We start from the raw sequence: 19,357 nt of genomic DNA, 5'->3' as shown, positions 1-19,357 counted from the left end.
GCAGCCCGAGGCTGCTTTTTGGTCAAACGATTAAATGAAGTTGGTTCAATTCTGCAAGACGAGGCGCTTGGTGCTGGCCACTTTGCCATCTACGAGCAGGCTGTAGAAGTACACGCCGGTGCGCAGGTCACTCAAATCGACCGGCAGACCGGCGGCAGTCAATTCGGGCTTGAGGGCTACGGTGCGGACTTCCTGGCCGATGATGTTGCTCAGGCGCAGCTTGTAGTCGATGCCGGCTTTCTGGTTGAGCTGCACCGTTACCTGGCCGCGGCTGGGGTTGGGGTACACATTCACTTCAATACCGGCCGTGCGGGCATCAAGCGTGGCCGTGGGGCCGGCCGCCACCACATTGAGAATGCCGTACTGGCCCACCAGCGGCCCGCCGTGCGCCATGCAATGGTAAGGGTTAGAGCCCACTGTGTTAAACGCCGGCAGCGTAACAGAGCGGCTGCTGGCATTCATCTGAAACGTAGCAAAGGCCCCGTTGTCCGACATCGTGGGGTGGCTGGAATTGCCCGTAGGGTAGCTGAACGTCACCACATCCCCTACCGTGATGTTGCGGATGTCGTTTTGCTTGTTCGGGTCGGTATTGCCCGGCCCGTGGTAAAAATTGTCGCCCACCAAAATGGTGATGTTGGCGGCCAACGTAGGGGCCAGCGACAAAATTAGCATGGCCAATGCAGCCATCGAACGAGTAAAGAGTTTCATATCAGAAGCAGAAAAAGTGGAGGCGAAAATGGAAAAGGTTGCGGATAACGATTGACAAGCACTGTGCCGAATTCCTTATCCCTCAAATCAACACCCCGAAAATTATTTCGGTTTGATAGAACGGTGGAAAAGTAAGTGTTTGAAGCCAATGTTACTGACAACTCGGCGGAAGCTGGGAATTAGTTGCCTAAAAGAATTATTTTTTTTCACTGTTCCCCAATTTATCAGCCTGATGCTGAAACAGGCGGTCAGGGTTGCTAGACGTGCCGAATTTCCTGCAAGCCAAACCGCCGCAGCTCATTTCCGATGGCCACTGCCAGCCGGCCATCATCTTCCACCCCGACAATCTGGCCGCTGACCGGTTGGCCATCGATAATGAACGGGTGAACTTCCTGGTAGCGGTACAGGGCCTGCAAATAATCGCGCCGCAGCGCCCCCACCTGCCCGGCCCGCAGTTGCAGGTAGCGCCGCTCCAGGCACTCCAGCAGGCGGGCGGCCAGGGCGGCGCGGTCGTAGGCGCGGCCGGTGAGTTGGGTAAACGACGTGGCCGTGGGCAGTTCAAACGCTTGCTGGTTGATGTTCAGGCCAATGCCAATGATGCTATATTGAATTTTTGTGCCGCTCAGGCTGTTCTCAATTAATATACCGCCCAGCTTTTGGTTGCCATAATACAGGTCATTGGGCCATTTTACTTTGAGCTTCGGGTCGGGGCCGAGCAGGGCGGCGGCCCAGTCGTGCACGCCCAGCGCCACGGCCTGACTGAGGCGGAACTGCTCGGTGGCGGCCAAAAATGTAGGCTGCCACACCACCGACAGCATCAGGTTTTCGGTGGGGGCGGCCACCCACTGGTTGCCGCGCTGGCCCCGGCCGGCGGTCTGAAAGTCCGTTATGACGGTGCAGCCTTCGCTGGCCCGGTTTTGGACAATCAAATTCTGAGCCTCCGAATTGGTCGAGGGGCAGGCCGGCAACCATACTAATTGCTGGCCCGTGAACAGGGTTTTTGGGGTGACAACCACGGCCTTCTTTCGCGTATCGTTAACTTCGTAGACTTTCGGCTGTAAAGCTCACACCTAACAAGACAATATGAAAAGCACGTTGGTCCGTCAGGATTCAGACACATTGGCAGATTTGGTCGTTCGCGGCATGCAAGACAAGAAGGCATCCGACATCGTGGTGCTGAACTTGAAGGAATTAAAAAATGCCGTTGCCGATTATTTCATCATCTGCTCGGCCAACTCCGATACGCAGCTCGAAGCCGTGGCCCGCTCGGTAGAAGAAGAAATCGAAAAAGTAACTGGCGAAAGCCCCTGGCAAACCGAAGGCCGCACCAACCGCGAGTGGGTGCTGCTCGATTATGTGGACGTAGTGGTCCACGTTTTCCTGCGCGACCGCCGCAAGTTCTACGCCCTCGAGGAGCTGTGGGGCGATGCCAACATCAGCTACATCGAATCGGAGCCGGCGTAAGTCGTTTGGTTCGAACCTGTCATCCTGAGCGCAGCGAAGGACCTTATTACGCTCAAACGGTTTGCAGTAATGCCAAACGGCACAGGCGCGGTAAGGTCCTTCGCTGCGCTCAGGATGACAGAAAAGCCGCTTCGCTGTAAAATAAAACTGCTTCCCGAACGTCTGCCTTTTTGCCGAACATTTGTTTTCGGCGTGGTGTTTTGCTCCTACCTATCCTCGGTTTTAAGTAGCTATTTTCATGTCGGATAAAAATCTGAATAACAATAAAAAGAAGAAGCCCATTGCCCCGGTGCCTAGCCCGCGGCCGGGCTTGCAGCTGTGGGTGCTGGCGGGTTTGCTGGTGTTTTTGTTCGGGGTGATGTGGGTGAATAACCTCAACTCGCCCGCCAAAATCAACCAGCAGCGCTTCGAGAGCATGCTGGCGGCCGGCGATGTGCAGGCCGTCACCATCGTGAGCAACCAGAAGGTGGTAGAAGTGACCCTGAAGGAGGCGGCGCAGGCCAAATACCGGCAGGAACTCACGCGTCGCACGCCGTTTGGCGCGTCGGGCGTGGGCTCGCAGTTCTACTTCCCGGTGGTAGATGCCAAGCTGTTCCAAGAAAACCTGGACGCTTTGCAGAAGGATGTGCCCGCCGCCCAGCGCCTGCCCCTCAACATTGAGGAGCGGTCGAGCCCCGGCGACTACATCGGCACCTACGGCTTCATTGTGTTGATGATTGTCGGTTTCTGGTTCCTGATGCGCCGCATGGGCAGCGCTGGCGGCCCCGGCGGCCAGATTTTCAGCATCGGCAAAAGCAAAGCTGCCCTGTTTGAAGGCGGCGATAAGGTGAAAATTACCTTCAAAGACGTGGCCGGCCTCGAAGAAGCCAAGGAGGAAGTGCAGGAGATTGTGGAGTTCCTCAAGAATCCCAGCAAGTTCACCATCCTCGGCGGTAAGATTCCGAAAGGCGCGCTGCTGGTAGGCCCTCCCGGCACCGGCAAAACCCTGCTGGCCAAAGCCGTAGCCGGCGAGGCCGACGTGCCGTTCTTCTCGCTTTCGGGCTCCGACTTTGTGGAGATGTTCGTGGGTGTGGGCGCAGCCCGGGTTCGGGATTTGTTCAAGCAGGCCAAAGCCAAAGCGCCCTGCATCATCTTTATTGATGAGATTGACGCCGTGGGCCGTTCGCGCAGCAAGGGCTCGATGCCCGGCGGCAACGACGAGCGCGAAAACACGCTGAACTCGTTGCTGGTAGAGATGGACGGTTTCGGCACCGACTCCGGCGTTATCATTCTGGCCGCCACTAACCGGCCCGATACTCTGGATTCGGCCCTGCTGCGTCCCGGCCGTTTCGACCGTCAAATCAGCATTGACAAGCCGGACATCAACGGCCGCACCCAGATTTTCCAGGTGCACCTGAAGCCACTGACGCTGGGCCCCGATGTGGATGCCCGCCGTCTTTCGGCCCAGACTCCGGGCTTTGCTGGTGCTGAAATTGCCAACGTCTGCAACGAGGCGGCCCTCATCGCCGCCCGCCGCGACAAGAAATTCATCACCGACCAGGATTTCACCGATGCCATCGACCGCGTGATTGGTGGCCTGGAGAAGAAGAACAAAATCATCTCGCCCGGCGAAAAGCGCATTGTGGCTTACCACGAAGCTGGCCACGCCATCGCGGGCTGGTTCCTGGAGCACGTTGACCCCTTGGTGAAAGTGAGCATTGTGCCTCGTGGGGTGGCGGCGCTGGGTTACGCCCAATACCTGCCTAAGGAGCAGTTTCTCTACAACACCGAGCAGCTGACCGACGAGATGTGCATGGCCTTGGGTGGCCGCGCTGCTGAAGAACTGGTGTTCGGTAAAATCTCGACCGGTGCGTTGAGCGACTTGGAGCGCATCACCAAGATGGCCTATTCCATCGTGACGATGTACGGCATGAATGCCAAGCTCGGCAACGTGTCGTTCTACGACTCGAAGGGCCAGAACGAGTACGGTTTCTCGAAGCCGTATTCGGAAGCCACTTCGCAGATGATTGACGAGGAAGTTCGCACCATCATCGAAAACGCCTACACCCGCACTAAGGAGCTTCTCACCGAGCGCCGCCACGAGCTGGAAGTGGTAGCCAAAGAGTTGCTGGAGAAAGAAGTGCTGCAACAGGAAGACCTGACCCGCCTCGTGGGCCCGCGTCCCTTCGAAACCCAGACCAACTACCAAGCCCACATGGCTGGCACCGACCGCAGCGAAACCGCTTCGGAAGTGAAAGGCGAACAGGCCGCCGGTGGCAAAATCGGCAGTGACTTGCCCGATTTGCACCTGCCCGGCGTGGACGACAACAACCGCAACAACGAAGCTTCGGCTCCGAACAACAACGCGGTAGCCGGCGTGTAGTCCAGTCCGACTTAAATGGAATAGAAAGCCCGCTTCCGTTCAGGAGGCGGGCTTTTTTGTAATAAGAGGACGGTTATCGGGCAACGGTTACCTTTGGCAGCTTCAACCCGCAACTCTCTCGTCATGGCTGATTCTTCCCGCGATGCCGTTTTAGCCCGCATTCGCCAAGGGCTGGCGGCTGGTCCCGCCTCGTTGCCGCCCCGTCCTGATTTTGCAGCGCCTGTGCATCCGCCCTTAAACAATGCCGATGCCGTGGTGGCATTTGCCGAAAGCTTCCAGCGCGTGGGCGGCGAGTTTTACTACTGCGAGTCGCTGCCGCACCTGGCGGCGCAGGTGGCGGGTTTCCGGCAGCGCCAGCAGGTGGGCGCGCCTTTCGTGTGGGAGCCCGAGATGCAGGCGCTGCTGTATCGGGCCGGCATTGCTTTTCAGGCCGATGAAACAGAATTCATTGCCAAAGCTGATTTGAGCCTGACCTCCTGCGAAGCGCTGGTGGCGCGCACGGGCAGCGTGTTGGTGTCGGCCGCCACGGCCAGCGGGCGGCGGCTGAGCATCTACCCCGACCAGCACCTGGTGCTGGCCCGTCCCAGCCAGGTGGTGAACGAGATAGGGGAGGCCCTGCGCGTGATGCAAAGCCGTTACGGCGCGGCCCTGCCCTCGATGGTGTCGCTCACCAGCGGCCCCAGCCGCACGGCCGATATTGAAAAAACCCTTGTGCTCGGGGCTCATGGCCCGCGCCGCATCGCGTTGTTCCTGCTAGAGGACGACGCTGAAAATTCACCCGAATGAAGTCCCCCCATTTACTTTCTGACCTTATCCTGCCGCCCGGCAAGCGGGTGTATTTCGCATCCGATTTCCACTTGGGCGCACCGGATGCGGCCACCTCGCTGGCACGGGAGAAGCGCATCGTGCGCTGGCTGGATGAGGCGGCGAAGGACGCGGCGGCCATCTACCTGCTGGGTGACCTGTTCGATTTCTGGTTTGAGTACAAGCACGCTATTCCGCGCGGGTTCAGCCGCTTGCAGGGCAAGCTGGCGGAGCTGACGGATGGCGGCCTGCCCATTACCATCTTCACCGGCAACCATGATATGTGGATGTTCGGCTACTTCACCCAGGAAATGGGCATCCCGGTGCTGCGCCAAGAGGTGTCGCAACGGATTGGCGATAAGATGTTTCACATCGGGCACGGCGATGGACTGGGGCCGAAGGACTACAGCTACAAAGCGCTGAAACACGTCTTCACCTCGCCCATGGCGCAGTGGCTGTTTGCGCGGCTGCACCCCAATTTCGGCATCGGCATGGCCAATAAGTGGAGCCGCCGCAGCCGGATGCAGGTGGGCAAGGACGATACCGTGTATTTCGGTGACGAAGAATGGCTGCTCCAATACTGCCGCGAGCTGGAAACGCGTTTGCACCACGACTACTACGTTTTCGGCCATCGCCACCTGCCGCTGGATGTGGAAGTAGCCCCCGGCAGCCGCTACGTGAATCTGGGGGAGTGGGTCAATTATTGCAGCTACGGCGTGTATGATGGCAACGAGCTGGCCTTGCGGCATTTTGAACAGTAGCGTGGACGGCATTTCACGCAGTGTTTCGCAGTGTTTAAAAACGCAGTGTCTCGCAGTGTTTTTACTGTCGGGCATTGCCGCCCGCGCCCAAACCACCGTTCCTTCCGCCGCCTCGGCCGCGCCGGCTTCCAAAGAAACCGTGGCCCCCGTGCAGCCGGCCCCCGCGCCCGCGCTCGATGCCACGGCCGCGCCCACCGTGGCCGCCTGGAAGCTGCTGCGCCTCATCAAGCTGCCCAACCCGGGAGCCGCGTCGCTGGACCGGCGCGGCGCGCTCTACGTGGCCGATGCCGATAACAACCTGCGCCAATACGGCCCCGAGGGCCTGCCCCTGAACACCTACGCGCCCGCCCAGCCCGGCCACGTAGCCCAGGTAGAGGCCTGGAACGTGACCAGCACGCTCGTATTCAACGATGACCGGCAGCAGCTCGTGCTGCTCGATAGGTTCCTCTCACTCATCAGCGAAGTGCGGCTGGCGGATTACCTCGATGGCACGGTGCGGGTGGCCACGCTGGCCCCGGATAATTTTATCTGGCTGCTCGATGAGAGCAACCTGGTGTTGCGCGAATTCGACCCCAACACCCTACGCTTAGTGCAGAGTACGCCGCTGGACCTGATTATCGGCCGCTCGCGACCCGATTTCCGGTTCATCCGGCAGTACCAGAACAATACCTACCTCGTGGACCGCAGCACGGGCGTGTACGTGTTCGACAACCTCGGGAATTATAAGAAGAAGCTCCCTTTCCCAGGGCTGAGCACGGTGGGCTTTCGGGGCGATGAGCTGTATTTTCTGGACGCCGGGGCCATCCACTTTTTCCACCTCTACAACCTGACCGAGCGGCGCGTGGCCCTGCCCGCCGGCATGGACCCCAGCGCGGTGCGGCAGGTGCTGGTGGGCGAAACTTATGCCTATATTTTTACGGCGGCGGGCGTGGCTGTATATCAGATGTAAGGCGCGTGGCTACGGTGGAGGCTAACAGCCAGACGGCCTGAGCTATAGTAACCCGCCCGAAAAGCAGGCCGTTAGGAGAGCAGGTTCTTCTGTTTCAATCCTAAATCCCGCTCTATGAAAGCTCTCCGCATCCACGGTGCCAAAGATGTCCGCGTTGATAACGTGGACGACCCCGAAATCAAGGAATCGCGCGATATTATTCTGCGCGTGACCAGCACGGCCATCTGCGGCTCCGACCTGCACATCTACAACGGCAGCATTCCCCAGCCCAAGCCCATGACCCTCGGCCACGAGTTCATGGGCATTGTGGAGGAAGTGGGCAAAGGCGTGAAAAACCTCAAGCGCGGCGACCGTGTGGTGGTGCCCTTCCCGGTGGCCTGCGGCCATTGCCTGTTTTGCAACCACGACCTGCCCGGCCACTGCGAAAACTCCAACCCCGACCACTATGGCCCCGAAGGCGGCCTGATGACCGAAAAAGGCGGCGCCCTGTTTGGCTACACCGACCTGTATGGCGGCTACGACGGCGGCCAGGCCGAGTTCGTGCGCGTGCCCTACGCCGACTTCGGCCCCCGCAAAGTGCCGGACAACCTCACCGATGAGCAGGTGCTCTTCGTTACCGACATCTTCCCGACCGGCTACACCGGCATCGACTGGGCCAATGTGCGGGGCGGCGAAATCGTGGCCATTTTCGGGGCGGGCCCGGTGGGCATCATGGCCGCCAAGTCGGCCTGGCTGCGCGGGGCCAGCCGCGTTATTATTGTCGATACCCAGCAGTACCGCCTGGACAAGGCCAAGGAGTCGGCCCGCGCCGAGGGCATTCTCTGGGAAAACCAGAAGCAGGTGGTCGATGAAATCCGCAGCATGAGCAAGGGCTACGGGGCCGATGTGGTGGTGGAGGCCGTGGGCTTCGAGCCCGACCGCAACCTGCTGGACCGTGCCAAAGCCGTGGCCAACCTAGAAAAAGGCTCCGACAAGGTGCTGCTGGCCTGCATGAGCGCCGTGCGCCGGGGCGGCTTCGTGTCGGTGCTGGGCGTGTACTCCTCGCCGTTCGACAACTTCCCCATCCACCAGTTCTTCGACAAGGGCATCACGCTGAAAGGCGGCCAGGCCCCCGCCCACAAGCACATCGACAAGCTGCTGGCCCACGTAGCCAACGGCGACGTGCGCCTCGACGATATCATTTCGCACCGCCTGCCGCTCTCGCAGGCCCCGCACGCCTACGACATCTTCCGCAACAAGAAGGACAACTGCACCAAAGTGGTGCTGAAGCCCGGCGAGTAGTTTGGCAAATGGCTGCCACCAAAAGAGAACGGAACCCACGTAAGCGGGTTCCGTTCTCTTTTGGTGGCAGGTGGGAATGTATGATTGTTTTACCTTTGGCAAAGGCCATTTGAGCCGCCAATTTCATCTGATAAGCTGATTACATGGGGAATTCTCGGCGTGAATTAATATCTGGTTCAAATTCTTCGCGCTATGGCCGATGGGCATTGCTGCTGATGCTATTGCTGCCGCAGTTGCTCAGTGCTCAGGTGCCTGCTGCCCGTTTGGCTTTGGCAAAGCTGGCTCCGGGCTTACAAGCCACCTCCACCGCCAATATGCCGTGCCCGCTCCGCATTCGCGTGGCCGACGGCCCCGCCTTCCGGCAGTGGGCGCGGCAGCACCAGCCCGTCGCGCAGGTAGCGCCAGCCGGAAATGATGCCCGTACGCTTTCCATCACCGGCCTCACGCCGGCTCAGCTGGCCGCCGCGCCGGGCGTGGAGTTTGTGGACGTGGCCGACCGCCGCGCCCACGAGGAGCGCCGCCTGGGCAATTCCGACTTATCGGTCAACGTCATCTCGGCGGTGCACGCCCGCTTCCCCGACCTCACCGGGCAGGGCCTCACCGCCTCCGTGAAAGAACTGCCCTTCGACCCTGACGACATTGACCTGAAAGGTCGCGTGGTGAACCCCAGCGCATTCGCCAAGCCGTATTCTGACCACGCCACGGCCATGGCCACGCTGCTGGGCGGGGCCGGCAACTCCGACCCGCTGGGCCGGGGCGCGGCCCGCGCCGTGCGGCTGGCCACCTCCGACTTCGCCCGCCTGCTGCCCGACGATGCCACCCAGCTCACCCAGGCCGGCGTGTCGGTGCAAAACCATTCCTACGGCGTGGGCATCGAAAACTACTACGGCCTCGAATCGCAGGCCTACGACCAGCAGACGCAACAGCTGCCGCAGCTACTGCACGTCTTTTCGTCGGGCAACGTGGGGGCATCGGCCAGTCCCAGCGGCGTTTATAAAGACATTGCCCGGTTCGCCAACGTCAGCGGGCAGTTCAAGATGTCGAAAAACACGCTGACCGTGGGTGCCACCGACCCCAGCGGGCAGGTGGCCGCCCTCAGCTCGCGCGGCCCGGCCTACGATGGCCGCATCAAGCCCGAGCTGGTGGCCTACGGCGAAGGCGGCTCATCCGAAGCGGCGGCGCTGGTGTCGGGCATCAGCATCCTGCTCCAGCAGCAGTACCGCGACCTGCACGCCGGTACCCTGCCAACCGCCGCCCTCGTCAAAGCCGTGCTCCTGAACAGCGCCGACGACCTCGGCACAGCCGAAATCGACTACCTCAGCGGCTTCGGGCAGGCCGATGCTCTGGGAGCCGTGAGCACCATGCGCGCCGGCCGCTTCTTCGGCGGTAGCGCCAGCCAGGGCACCGACCAGGTATTCCGCATCACCGTGCCCGCCAGCCAGCAGCAGCTGAAAGCCACGCTGGCCTGGAGCGACCCCGCCGCCACCGCCAACGCCGCCACGGCCCTCGTCAACGACCTCGACCTGGAGTTAGTAAACGTGAGCACCGGCCAGCGCTGGTTGCCCTGGGTACTGAGCGCCTACCCGAACGCCGACTCGCTGGCCCGCCCCGCCCGCCGCCGCCCCGACCATCTCAACAACGCCGAGCGAATCACCCTCACGCTGCCCGCCGCCGGCACCTACGAGCTGCACGTGCGCGGCTTTGCTGTGCCGCAAGGCCCCCAAGCCTTCAGCCTGGCCTACGAATTCAGCCCCCCCGGCCTCACCTGGACCTATCCCGTGCGCCCCGACAACCTACGCCCCACCACCACCGCCAATCTGCGCTGGCAGTGGAGCGGCCCGGCCACCGCCAGCGCCCGCCTCGACTACCGCCCCGTGGGCCGTCCCGGCTGGCGCGTGCTGAATGCGTCCGTGCCGCTGGCCGCCGGCCGCACCACCTGGGCCGTGCCCGATACCGCCACGCTGGCCCAGTTGCGGCTGGTAAGCGGCAGTAGTGAATTCATCTCCGACACATTCGCCATCGCGCGGGCTCCCGCGTTGCAGGTCGGCTACGCCTGCCCCGAAGAGGCCCTGCTGGAATGGGCGCGCATTCCGGGCGTGGCCCGCTATCAGGTGTACCAATTGGGCGCTACTTATTTGGAACCCCTGGCGCAAACGGCCGATACGGCGCTGGTGCTCGGCCGGGCCCAGGTGCCGGTGCTCTACTACGCCGTGGCCCCCGTGGTGGGCGGGCGCGTGGGCCAGCCGGGCACCACCATCAACTACACCACGCAAGGCACGGCGTGCTATTTCCGCTCCTTCCTGCCCAGGCAGCTGGTCGATGAAACCATCCGCCTCGACGTAATCCTCGGCACGATATACCACCTGAAATCGGCCACGCTGGAACGCCAGCGGCCCGATGGCAGCTTTGAGGCCGTGCAAACCATCAGCCCGCTCACCAGCACCACGTTCACCTTCACCAACCACCCCGCCGCTGGCCGCTACCTCTACCGCGTGCGCCTAGACAACGTGGCTGGCCAGCAGTTCTACAGCGACACCGAAGAGGCCTTCCTGCTGCAAGCCGGCCTGATTCAGGCCTATCCCAACCCCGTGCAGACCGGTGCCCTACTCACCGTGGTGGCCAACAGCGCGGACCCCGTGGCCATCCGCCTCTACGATATGCTGGGCCGGTACCAGCGCACCGCCACCGCCGAAGGGCTGATTAACCTGATAGAAACCACCGGGCTAAAGCCGGGGCTGTACCTGCTCCGGGTGCAGCAGGACAACCAGGCCGGGCAAGTCCTGAGAATTGTCATTCAATAAGCCCGCCGGATTGTGCTGCGGGGAAACAGCAAAAAGCCTCGACTTATGAAAGTCGAGGCTTTTTCTCTGAAAACACCAGCCGAGGCTAGTAGATGTAGTTCAGGGCCGTCAGGTCGTTGGCGGTGAAGGGACGGTTCACACCGTTGCCCACGCAGGCCAGCATCCACGAGTTCGGCTCGGCCGTCGAGGGCGTGCCGGGGATGAGGATGGCACCCACGGTGCTGGCCCCTTCGTTGGCCTTACGACCACCGCAGCTATACTGACGGTTGTAGTAGTCGGTGTGGCGCATGCCGATGCAGTGACCCATCTCGTGGGCCATGATGGTGGCGATGTAGTTGGTGTTCGTGCTGTTGATTACGCTGGGAACCAGCGTAAAGCCCGGCGCAGGATTGCCGCCGCTGGGGAAGCCGCCCGACTGGCCCAGTACGCCCGGGCCCAGGTCCGCCGAATACTTCACGGGCAGGTCCGCGGTGCCCGTGGTGACGCGGGTGAGGTGCAACTGCAGGTTGGCGTTATTGTAACGGGCAATGGCTTCGTCGATGGCCGGCCCGTAGGCGGCCGGAAACTGGCTCGACAGGCTCACGGTCAGCGTGCGCGGCAGGCCGGTAACCAAGTTGGTGGTGCGGTATTGCTCCTCGCCGCCCACGCGCAGCGTAGAATAGCCGGGGGCGCTGGCCAGCAGCTCCGGGGTCAGCAGCATGTCGCCTTCTACCACGTAGCCACCATCCACGGTACGCACGTCATCTGTGCTAAAGCCCAAGGCTTTGATTTGGCCCATTACCTCGGTGTTGATGCTTTCGGATTGGGGAGTCGACTCTTTTTCTTTCGAGCAGGACGAAAAAGCGAGCATTGAGGCAAGGCACAGGCCGGCTGCAAATAATTTGTTTGTCATCATAACAAATGGTGGGAAAGATGAAGTGATGGTGAGAATATGGGGGCAATAAGCAATAATTTATGCAATTGTGCTAATAATGCTCCAGTAAGATTATGGCAATTAAAAAAGCCTCGACTTATGAAAGTCGAGGCTTTTTCTCTGAAAACACCAGCCGAGGCTAGTAGATGTAGTTCAGGGCCGTCAGGTCGTTGGCGGTGAAGGGACGGTTCACACCGTTGCCCACGCAGGCCAGCATCCACGAGTTCGACTCAGCCGTCGAAGGCGTGCCGGGGATGAGGATAGCGCCCACGGTGCTGGCCCCTTCGTTGGAAGCGCTGCCGCCGCAGCTAATGGCGCGGTTGTAGTAATCGGTGTGGCGCATGCCGATGCAGTGACCCATCTCGTGGGCCATGATGGTGGCGATGTAGTTGGTGTTCGTGCTGTTGATTACGTTAGGAACCAGTGTGAAGCCCGGTGCGGGGTTGCCGCCGCTGGGGAAGCCGCCCGACTGGCCGAGTACGCCCGTGCCCAGGTTCGACGAATACTTCACGGGCAGGTCGGCCGTGCCCGAGGTGATGCGGCGGAACGTCACCCGCAGAGCGGCTGCGTTGTAGCGCCGGATGGCCTCATCAATGGCCGTTACATAATACGAGTTAAACGAGCTGCTGATGCTCACCGTGAGCACACGCGGCAGGCTGCCCACCAGGTTGGTGGTGCGGTACTGCTCCTGGTCGCCCACGCGCAGGGTGGAGTAGCCGGGGGCGCTGGCCAGCAGCTCCGGGGTCAGCAGGATGTCGCCTTCTACCACGTAGCCGGCATCAACGGTTTTAACATCCTGCGTGCTAAAGCCCAGGGCTTTGATTTGGGCCATGGCATCCGCCGAAGCAACTGTAGGAGCCGCAGTGGCTTCTTCCTTTTTGCTGCACGACGAGAGTGATAGAGTTGCGCCGGCCAGCGCAAGGAGAGTGAAAAGTTTGAAATTTTTCATAGAACTTTTTGGTGGTGAGGTTTTGGTGAAGAATGGGCGAATATATGTGGATGAAATTGCGAATCACATCATTCAAAAACCATTATGTTAAAAATAGTTTAATGAAAACCGTGTTTGAATGTAATGAGGGTATTATTTGGTGGTTTTAATTATGAAAAATGACAAAATTTTGTAAGTGCCAGTATAATAAACTATTGTAATAATTACACGACTGATTGGGAGCATTGCGGCCGGCATTGGGGCCGGCCAGGCTAGGGTAGAAGCGGTTCTAACCCTGTTCTTAGCCCATCGGAAGCGCCCTGTGCTATTTGTGTATCTTTGCTAGGAACCGAATTTTCGCGAAAACCAGCTTTTCGCCCAACTATATAATTGTCTGACTCGTGGCTTGTGCATCATGTTCAACCGGTGGGGGCTGCGGCACCACCAAAGTAGGGGGCTGCGGCTCGAAGGGGGGCTGTAGCTCCGGTGGCTGCACCCGCATGAATGTCTTCGACTGGCTCCAGGACGTGGAAATCCCCGACTCCTTTGCCGGGTTCGACCTTGTGGAGGTGCGCTTTAAAGGCGGCCGTAAGGAGTTTATGCGTAATGATTTGCGTCTGCCCCTCGTGACCGGCGATGCCGTGGTGGTGGATGCCGCCGGCTCCGGCTGGCACCTCGGCCACGTCTCGCTGAAAGGCGAGCTGGTGCGCCTGCAAATGCGCAAGAAGAAGGTGTCCACCGACTCGAAGGAAATCCGCAACATCCTGCGTATTGCCACGCCCGATGACGAGGAGCGGTGGCAGGCCGTGCGTGACCTCGAAACCGGCACCATGTTCCGGGCCCGCGCCATGGTGAGCGAACTGCGCCTGCGCATGAAGCTGAGCGACGTGGAATACCAGGCCGACCGTACCCGCGCCCTCTTTTATTATTCGGCCGAGGACCGGGTGGATTTCCGCGAGCTCATCCGCCGCCTGGCTGACGAGTTCCGGGTGCGCGTGGAGATGCGCCAGATTTCGCTGCGGCAGGAAGCCGGCCGCATCGGCGGCCTCGGCATCTGCGGGCGCGAGCTGTGCTGCTCGACCTGGCTCACCGACTTCAAAACCGTGAGCACCACCGCCGCCCGCTACCAGAACCTCAGCCTGAACCCGCAGAAGCTGGCCGGCCAGTGCGGCCGCCTCAAGTGCTGCCTCAACTATGAGCTGGATGCCTATCTGGATGCCCTCAAGGACATCCCGCAGGTGCAGCGCCCGCTGAAAACCAACAAGGGCGAAGCCTTCTTGCAGAAAACCGACATCTTCCGCCGCCGCATGTGGTTTGCCTTTAAGGGCGATAACAACTGGGTGATGCTTGACACGGCCCGTGTGCGCGAGTTGCTGGAAATGAATAAGCGCGGCGAGGTCATCGAAAGCCTGCTGCCCCCGCGTGAGGAAGCGCCCGAGCCTGAAGTTTCCGCCATCGTGGAAGGCTCACTCGACCGCCTCGACGATAAAATCAAATCGAGCGCCAAGCGCAGCAAGCGCAAAAAAGGCAAAGGCGAAAAAGAAGCCGAAACTGCCGAAGCCCGTGCTCCCCGCGAAGGCCGTGAGCCCCGGGCGCCCCGCGCCGAGCGGGAGCCCCGCGCCGCCCAGGAGCCCGGCACTGAGCCGCGTGAAGGCCGCGAAAGCCGCCCGCCGCGTGAGCCCCGCGAAGGCCGGCCCGCCCGCGATGGCCGCCGCCCCGCCGGTGCCGCGCCCGGTGGCCCCCGTCCGCCCGAGCAAATGACCAGCCCCGGTCCCGGTGATATCGACAACCCGGTACCTGCCTTGGGCGATACCGCCGAGCAGCGTGGCCGCCGTGGTGCCGCCGCCCGCCCCAGCAACCGCCGTGGCGGCCGCAACCGCAGCGACGCGCCCCGCCCCGAAGGCGAAGCCGGCGAACCACGCCCCGAAGGCGGCCGCAACCGCCGTCCCGACAGCCCCCGTCGTACTGATTCCACCGCTGGAGCTACGCCCCGCCCCGCCGCCGAAGGTGGAGGTGAGCCGCGCCCGCGCCGCGAGGGCGGTGAGCGCCGCGCCGACGGCGGCGAGCGCCGCGAAGGCCGGGGCGGCCGCAACCGCCGCGGTGGCCGTGGCCCGGCCAGCGAAGGCGGTGCCGCGCCCGGCTCAGCCCCGGCTCCGGCTGGTTCTTAGTTCAACGCTGTTTTGTTTTTGAATGCCAGTTATTGATATGAATCAGCGTTTTGCATGGAAATTGGCCGTAGTGGGCGGGCTCCTGAGCCTGCTCACGGCCTGCGACCCTAACCGGGTATTTGAGCAGAATACGGACTTCCCCAAGTACTCGTGGGACGTGCAGCAGAAGCCCGCTTTCACCTTCGCCATTGAGGATACCACGGCGCGCTACGACGTGTTTTTCAACGTTCGTTTCGCCTCGGCCTATGGTTTTTATAACCTGTATGTGAAGCACACGCTGACCGGCCCCGCTGGTCCGGCCGGCCCGCCGCTGCTACACCAAATCCTGCTGATGGACCCCAAAACCGGCGAGCCCAAAGGCAGCGGCACCGGCGACATCTACGACCTGCAAGCCCTGGCCCTGCCCAACCAGCACTTCGCCAAGCCCGGTAACTACACCCTGACCCTGGAGCAGTATATGCGCCAGGACCAGCTGCCCGGCCTTATGGCCGTGGGCGTGCGCGTGGCCAAGCATGTGGCGAAAAAGTAGTTAATGGTCAGGTCGTAATTGACTGACAAAGCAAAAGGCCGGCTCCGCATTGTGCGGAGCCGGCCTTTTGCTTTCTAAATAAATGCCGCGGCATCGGCCGTCTGATTTCCGACTGCCTGATACCAGCGTCTCTATTTTATTGCACGCGGGTTACGTCCACGGCGTTGGGGCCTTTTTTGCCGGCTTTGATGTTGAATTGTACCCGGTCGCCTTCCTGGATTTCGTGGATGAGGCCGGTTTGGTGCACGAAGATTTCTTCCTGATTGTCGTCGGCAATGATGAAGCCGAAGCCTTTGGTGTCGTTGTAAAACTTAACGGTGCCGGTAAGCATAAGCGTGGGGTAAGGGTAAAATGAATCGGATTTTGAAGCTCCGCATCCGGCCGGTGAAGGCCCGGGAATGGGAGCGCGGCGGGCCGCTGCCGGACAAAGGTAAAATGACACCGCCGAAAACCGTGCCCACCCCCGCGCCCGGCCGGCTTCGAAAACAACGGATTCGGCGGTGCGTATAGATGAGTAGCCTTTGGCTAATGCCCTCCCCACTTCCTAATAATCAGCCCACCGCCATGACCAACGCCGAAGAAAATCTGAATACCGAGCCCAACGACATTGCCGGCAACCGCATCGACGGGCCGGTGGGCAACACTGCTACCAAGCATACCCCGCCCGGCCAAGGTGTGGGCCAGCCCGGCGGCCCGCCCAAGCCGCCCACCAGCCACGCTACGCCTACTCCAATAACGAGCGAAACGCTGGCGGATGCCGAAACAAGCATAGCCCAGGGAGCCGTGGATGCTGACGGCCAGCCCCAGGAAAACAAAGCAGCCGACCCTGCTCACCTAGTGCCGGAAGGTGCATACGGCGGCAACTTCGGCAACAGCACCCAAGGCAGCTATAATGACCAGGACCGCCGCGAGAACCAGGACAGCGACCCCAACCGGGGCGAGTTTGGCGCGCAGGACTTGGGCGGCACCACCCACGGCGGCTTCGGCAACCAGAACCGCCTGGCCGACTACGAGCCCAACAACACCGCCGAAGACAAGTACTACGGCGGCCCTGGCCGCCCCGGCGAGCAGGACAACGCCTACCGCAGCTACGACGGCCGCGACGCCCGCCCCGACAGCCGCACCGAATACGGTTTCGAAGCCGGTGCCGCGACAGACTCGATGGGAAGTACTGGCAACCCTCGATTTAACGATAACGGCTCACCCAAAAGCGTCGACACTGGTTTTGCGGCTGACTACGGCCACACGTCGCTCCGCTCCGGCGATGCCTCTGGCCAGCGCACCGGAAATGTTGTCGAAGGCGAACACCGCAACGAGACAACGGATTATATGCCTGCCGAAGGCGGTGCCAACGAGAAAGAAGGCCGCCATGATTCCGGCACTTATTCCACCAATCAGCCCGAAATGGCCGACCAGCGCGGCCAAGGCTACGGCGACCGGGGCCGCGACCAGCCCAACAGCCTGCCCGATAACAACACCGGCAGCGAGCGCAACGGCTACACCCAGCCCGAGGCCAACAAGGGCGACGCCGCCCAGGGCATTGGCTCGCGCGGCGGTTCCTATAATGATGCCTACGACGACAGCAAAGCCGGCAGCACCGCCGGCTCGCCCGCCAAAGGCGAGCAGCGCGCCGAAGACACGGCTCAGAACTACGGCTCGGCAGCCCGTCAGGAAAACCGCACCGACGATGAGGACAATGCCGACCACGGTGCTCCGAAACGCAATGCCGGCCGCGACGGCGAGGCGGACGAATAAGCGCGAAAGGCCTTAAAGAAGAACGTCATGCTGAGCGCAGCCGAAGCATCTCTACCGCGAGAGTAATCCAATCGACAGGATTTACTACTGCGGTAGAGATGCTTCGGTTGCGCTCAGCATGACGTTCTGGTTTGGTGCTTATATCCGGCGCTTACCGGTGCACTTTCACGTTGATATCGTACTGGTAGCGCGGCGGGCCGCCCAGCGGAATGGCGAAAAACGGCATGGCCGTTTCGTACTGGTCAGTCACGTAGAACACCATGTCGTTGGGCGCGGGCTTGGTGGACGTGAGGCGGAAATCGAGGCTGAGGCCGTGCTCTTTGGGCGAAACCTGGAAGACGCTGCTACTCCAGACGCCGTCGCCGCTCATGGTGCCGGGCTGGCCGTTTTTGGCAATGCTGAACACGTTGAGCGTGGCTGCATTGTCGGCGTCGAAATTGCTTTGTTTGATGCTCACCACCTTGTCGTTCACGAAAGGGTAGAGGTGCACGGTGGTTTTGCTGGCCGTGGCCGGCAGGCGGAAGCAGTACTCGTAGGTGAAGGCATTGCCACCTTCTACCGACACGTTCTCGGTAGGGCTGGTGCTGAAGAAGTAGCGGTACAGGTTGCCGTCGTTGCCGGTGAGGCCGCGGGCCACCAGCTTGAAAACGTGGCCCTTGAACTCGTCCACCATCTCACCTTCCAGCGGGTTGAGCGGGCCGAAGGTGTACCACTTGCCATCATATTTCGGCTCGTTGCCGAAGGTCTGGCTCTTGAGCAGGCGGCCGGTGGGCACGGGGTTGGTGGGGCGCGGGTCGCGCGCCTGGGGGCCGCTGAAGGTGCCCGGACCTCCGTAGAGACTGAACGACGTGGTGGTGTTGGCGGAGCCTTTCAGGTCGTCGTTTTTGCCGCCGCAGTCGGGGTCGAATACGCGGATATAGACCGGGGTGCGCTGTTTTTCGGGGATGAGGAAGAAGAAGGTTTGGGTGAAATCATCGTCGCCCCACATCTTGTCCGACTGTGCGCCGAAGGTGACCAGACTTTCGACCCGCTCGCCGGCATTGGGCACGGCCTGTGCCCGAACTTCGCTGTGCAAAGCAGTTGCCAAGGCAATTAGTGCACTACAATACGAAAAACATTGTTTTACCATGCCGCCAAGATACCAGCCCGAACCGGATTGTTGAGCTTGGCGGGGCGGGAATCCACCGTAAATTATTCGGAATCCGCTGCTAAATTGTATGTTTACGACTCGTTAGCCTCTGCTTATATGCCCGTTGCCGCTCGTGCCACTTCTGATTTCTTTGACCAGCTAACCAATGACCTGCTGATGCTGCGGGTGAAGGCGCAGCAGCGTTTTCGTCCCCTGAGCGCCGAAGAACTGAACCGTCGCCCCGGCCCCAGCCGCTGGAGCGCGGGCCAGTGTCTGGAGCACCTCAACATCGTGGGTGGCTACTACTTACCCAGCATCGCGGCCCGCATCAAGCGGGCCCAGGAGCGGGGCTCGAAGCCGGCCGCCGTGGCCAAGCAGGGCTATCTGGGCAAGAAATTTATCGATGCCATGCGCACGCCGGCCAGCGAGAAAACCTACACTTCGCCCCAGCGATATGCGCCCACGGGCACCCGGCTGCCGCGTACGGTGGCGGAGGTTTTCAGTCGGCAGGTGGATGAATTGCTGCGCCTCACGCTGCTGGCCCGGCAGGTAAATGCCAATGCCATCCGGATTCCTAACGCCATATTTCCGTTGATTTTGCTGCGCCTGACTGACCAGCTCGAATTTCTGGTGGTGCACATGCAGCGCCACATTGCCCAGGCCGAGGCCGTGCTGGCCGGCAATGTCGTGGGGGCCAGCGCCTCGGCAGCCTGAAAAATGCACCGGCCATCGGTAAAATTTTGGCCTAGCAACGATGAAACTGTGAAAAGCGCCGGGCTGCCCGGCGCTTTTTTTGTAGCACGAC

The 19,357-nt window shown here is 61.2% G+C and carries 17 protein-coding genes; 11 read left to right on the top strand and 6 right to left on the bottom strand.

The window, feature by feature from the left end; genetic code table 11:
• Positions 1-45 precede the first annotated feature (45 nt).
• Together ACYU70_RS18300 and ACYU70_RS18295 are read right to left on the bottom strand one after the other, a co-directional pair.
• Positions 46-708 carry a T9SS type A sorting domain-containing protein gene (locus tag ACYU70_RS18300; protein WP_342300711.1) on the bottom strand — a complete coding sequence of 221 codons (663 nt, stop codon included), beginning with the start codon at positions 706-708 and terminating at the stop codon, positions 46-48.
• A 257-nt stretch (positions 709-965) separates the two neighbouring features.
• Positions 966-1,724: a biotin--[acetyl-CoA-carboxylase] ligase gene (locus tag ACYU70_RS18295; protein ID WP_342300709.1), complete on the bottom strand. Its 759-nt coding sequence runs from the start codon at positions 1,722-1,724 to the stop codon at positions 966-968.
• 67 nt (positions 1,725-1,791) lie between these two features.
• Between ACYU70_RS18295 and rsfS the strand changes: the two genes are divergently transcribed.
• The 7 genes from rsfS to ACYU70_RS18260 all read left to right on the top strand — a co-directional run bounded on the left by rsfS (position 1,792) and on the right by ACYU70_RS18260 (position 11,130).
• A complete protein-coding gene (gene rsfS / locus ACYU70_RS18290) occupies positions 1,792-2,172 on the top strand; it encodes a ribosome silencing factor (protein WP_342300707.1) in 381 nt (126 codons plus the stop codon).
• A gap of 238 nt (positions 2,173-2,410) precedes the next feature.
• The gene (ftsH, locus tag ACYU70_RS18285) at positions 2,411-4,534 is read left to right on the top strand and encodes an ATP-dependent zinc metalloprotease FtsH (RefSeq protein ID WP_342300705.1); all 2,124 of its coding nucleotides are present in this window, start codon (positions 2,411-2,413) and stop codon (positions 4,532-4,534) included.
• A 123-nt stretch (positions 4,535-4,657) separates the two neighbouring features.
• On the top strand, positions 4,658-5,320 hold the full coding sequence (locus ACYU70_RS18280) for a LutC/YkgG family protein (protein WP_342300703.1): 663 nt from the start codon (positions 4,658-4,660) through the stop codon (positions 5,318-5,320).
• Positions 5,317-6,099: a UDP-2,3-diacylglucosamine diphosphatase gene (locus ACYU70_RS18275; RefSeq protein ID WP_342300702.1), complete on the top strand. Its 783-nt coding sequence runs from the start codon at positions 5,317-5,319 to the stop codon at positions 6,097-6,099. Before ACYU70_RS18280 ends, ACYU70_RS18275 begins: the two co-directional genes overlap by 4 nt.
• Before the next feature lie 55 nt (positions 6,100-6,154).
• Complete coding sequence (locus ACYU70_RS18270) at positions 6,155-7,048, top strand: hypothetical protein (RefSeq protein WP_342300700.1); 894 nt, start codon at positions 6,155-6,157, stop codon at positions 7,046-7,048.
• 114 nt (positions 7,049-7,162) lie between these two features.
• The gene (locus ACYU70_RS18265; protein WP_460616066.1) at positions 7,163-8,329 is read left to right on the top strand and encodes a zinc-dependent alcohol dehydrogenase; all 1,167 of its coding nucleotides are present in this window, start codon (positions 7,163-7,165) and stop codon (positions 8,327-8,329) included.
• Positions 8,330-8,643: 314 nt separating this feature from the next.
• Positions 8,644-11,130, top strand: a complete 2,487-nt coding sequence (locus ACYU70_RS18260) for a S8 family peptidase (RefSeq protein WP_342298531.1) — start codon at positions 8,644-8,646, stop codon at positions 11,128-11,130.
• A gap of 85 nt (positions 11,131-11,215) precedes the next feature.
• Here ACYU70_RS18260 and ACYU70_RS18255 read toward each other — a convergent pair whose 3' ends face one another.
• Both ACYU70_RS18255 and ACYU70_RS18250 read right to left on the bottom strand, forming a co-directional pair.
• Positions 11,216-11,980, bottom strand: coding sequence for a M57 family metalloprotease (locus ACYU70_RS18255; RefSeq protein ID WP_342298532.1), 765 nt, complete (start codon positions 11,978-11,980; stop codon positions 11,216-11,218).
• Positions 11,981-12,182: 202 nt separating this feature from the next.
• The gene (locus tag ACYU70_RS18250; RefSeq protein WP_342298533.1) at positions 12,183-12,992 is read right to left on the bottom strand and encodes a M57 family metalloprotease; all 810 of its coding nucleotides are present in this window, start codon (positions 12,990-12,992) and stop codon (positions 12,183-12,185) included.
• A gap of 479 nt (positions 12,993-13,471) precedes the next feature.
• On the opposite strand from ACYU70_RS18250, the gene ACYU70_RS18245 reads away from it, so the two are divergent.
• Positions 13,472-15,139: a regulatory iron-sulfur-containing complex subunit RicT gene (locus ACYU70_RS18245; protein WP_342298535.1), complete on the top strand. Its 1,668-nt coding sequence runs from the start codon at positions 13,472-13,474 to the stop codon at positions 15,137-15,139.
• Between the two features lie 37 nt (positions 15,140-15,176).
• Positions 15,177-15,668, top strand: a complete 492-nt coding sequence (locus ACYU70_RS18240) for a gliding motility lipoprotein GldH (RefSeq protein ID WP_342298537.1) — start codon at positions 15,177-15,179, stop codon at positions 15,666-15,668.
• 136 nt (positions 15,669-15,804) lie between these two features.
• Here ACYU70_RS18240 and ACYU70_RS18235 read toward each other — a convergent pair whose 3' ends face one another.
• Complete coding sequence (locus tag ACYU70_RS18235; protein ID WP_198069229.1) at positions 15,805-15,999, bottom strand: cold-shock protein; 195 nt, start codon at positions 15,997-15,999, stop codon at positions 15,805-15,807.
• A 197-nt stretch (positions 16,000-16,196) separates the two neighbouring features.
• Here ACYU70_RS18235 and ACYU70_RS18230 point away from each other — a divergent pair, with 197 nt between their 5' ends.
• Positions 16,197-17,423, top strand: a complete 1,227-nt coding sequence (locus tag ACYU70_RS18230; RefSeq protein WP_342298539.1) for a putative sodium/potassium/calcium exchanger — start codon at positions 16,197-16,199, stop codon at positions 17,421-17,423.
• Positions 17,424-17,574: 151 nt separating this feature from the next.
• Here ACYU70_RS18230 and ACYU70_RS18225 read toward each other — a convergent pair whose 3' ends face one another.
• Positions 17,575-18,498, bottom strand: a complete 924-nt coding sequence (locus tag ACYU70_RS18225; protein ID WP_342298541.1) for a hypothetical protein — start codon at positions 18,496-18,498, stop codon at positions 17,575-17,577.
• A 171-nt stretch (positions 18,499-18,669) separates the two neighbouring features.
• Between ACYU70_RS18225 and ACYU70_RS18220 the strand changes: the two genes are divergently transcribed.
• Positions 18,670-19,266 carry a DinB family protein gene (locus ACYU70_RS18220; RefSeq protein ID WP_342298542.1) on the top strand — a complete coding sequence of 199 codons (597 nt, stop codon included), beginning with the start codon at positions 18,670-18,672 and terminating at the stop codon, positions 19,264-19,266.
• Positions 19,267-19,357: the final 91 nt, after the last annotated feature.

This window comes from Hymenobacter segetis (assembly GCF_054776495.1).
The sequence above is the reverse complement of the archived record's forward strand: the minus strand, read 5'-3'. Positions and strand labels throughout refer to the sequence as shown.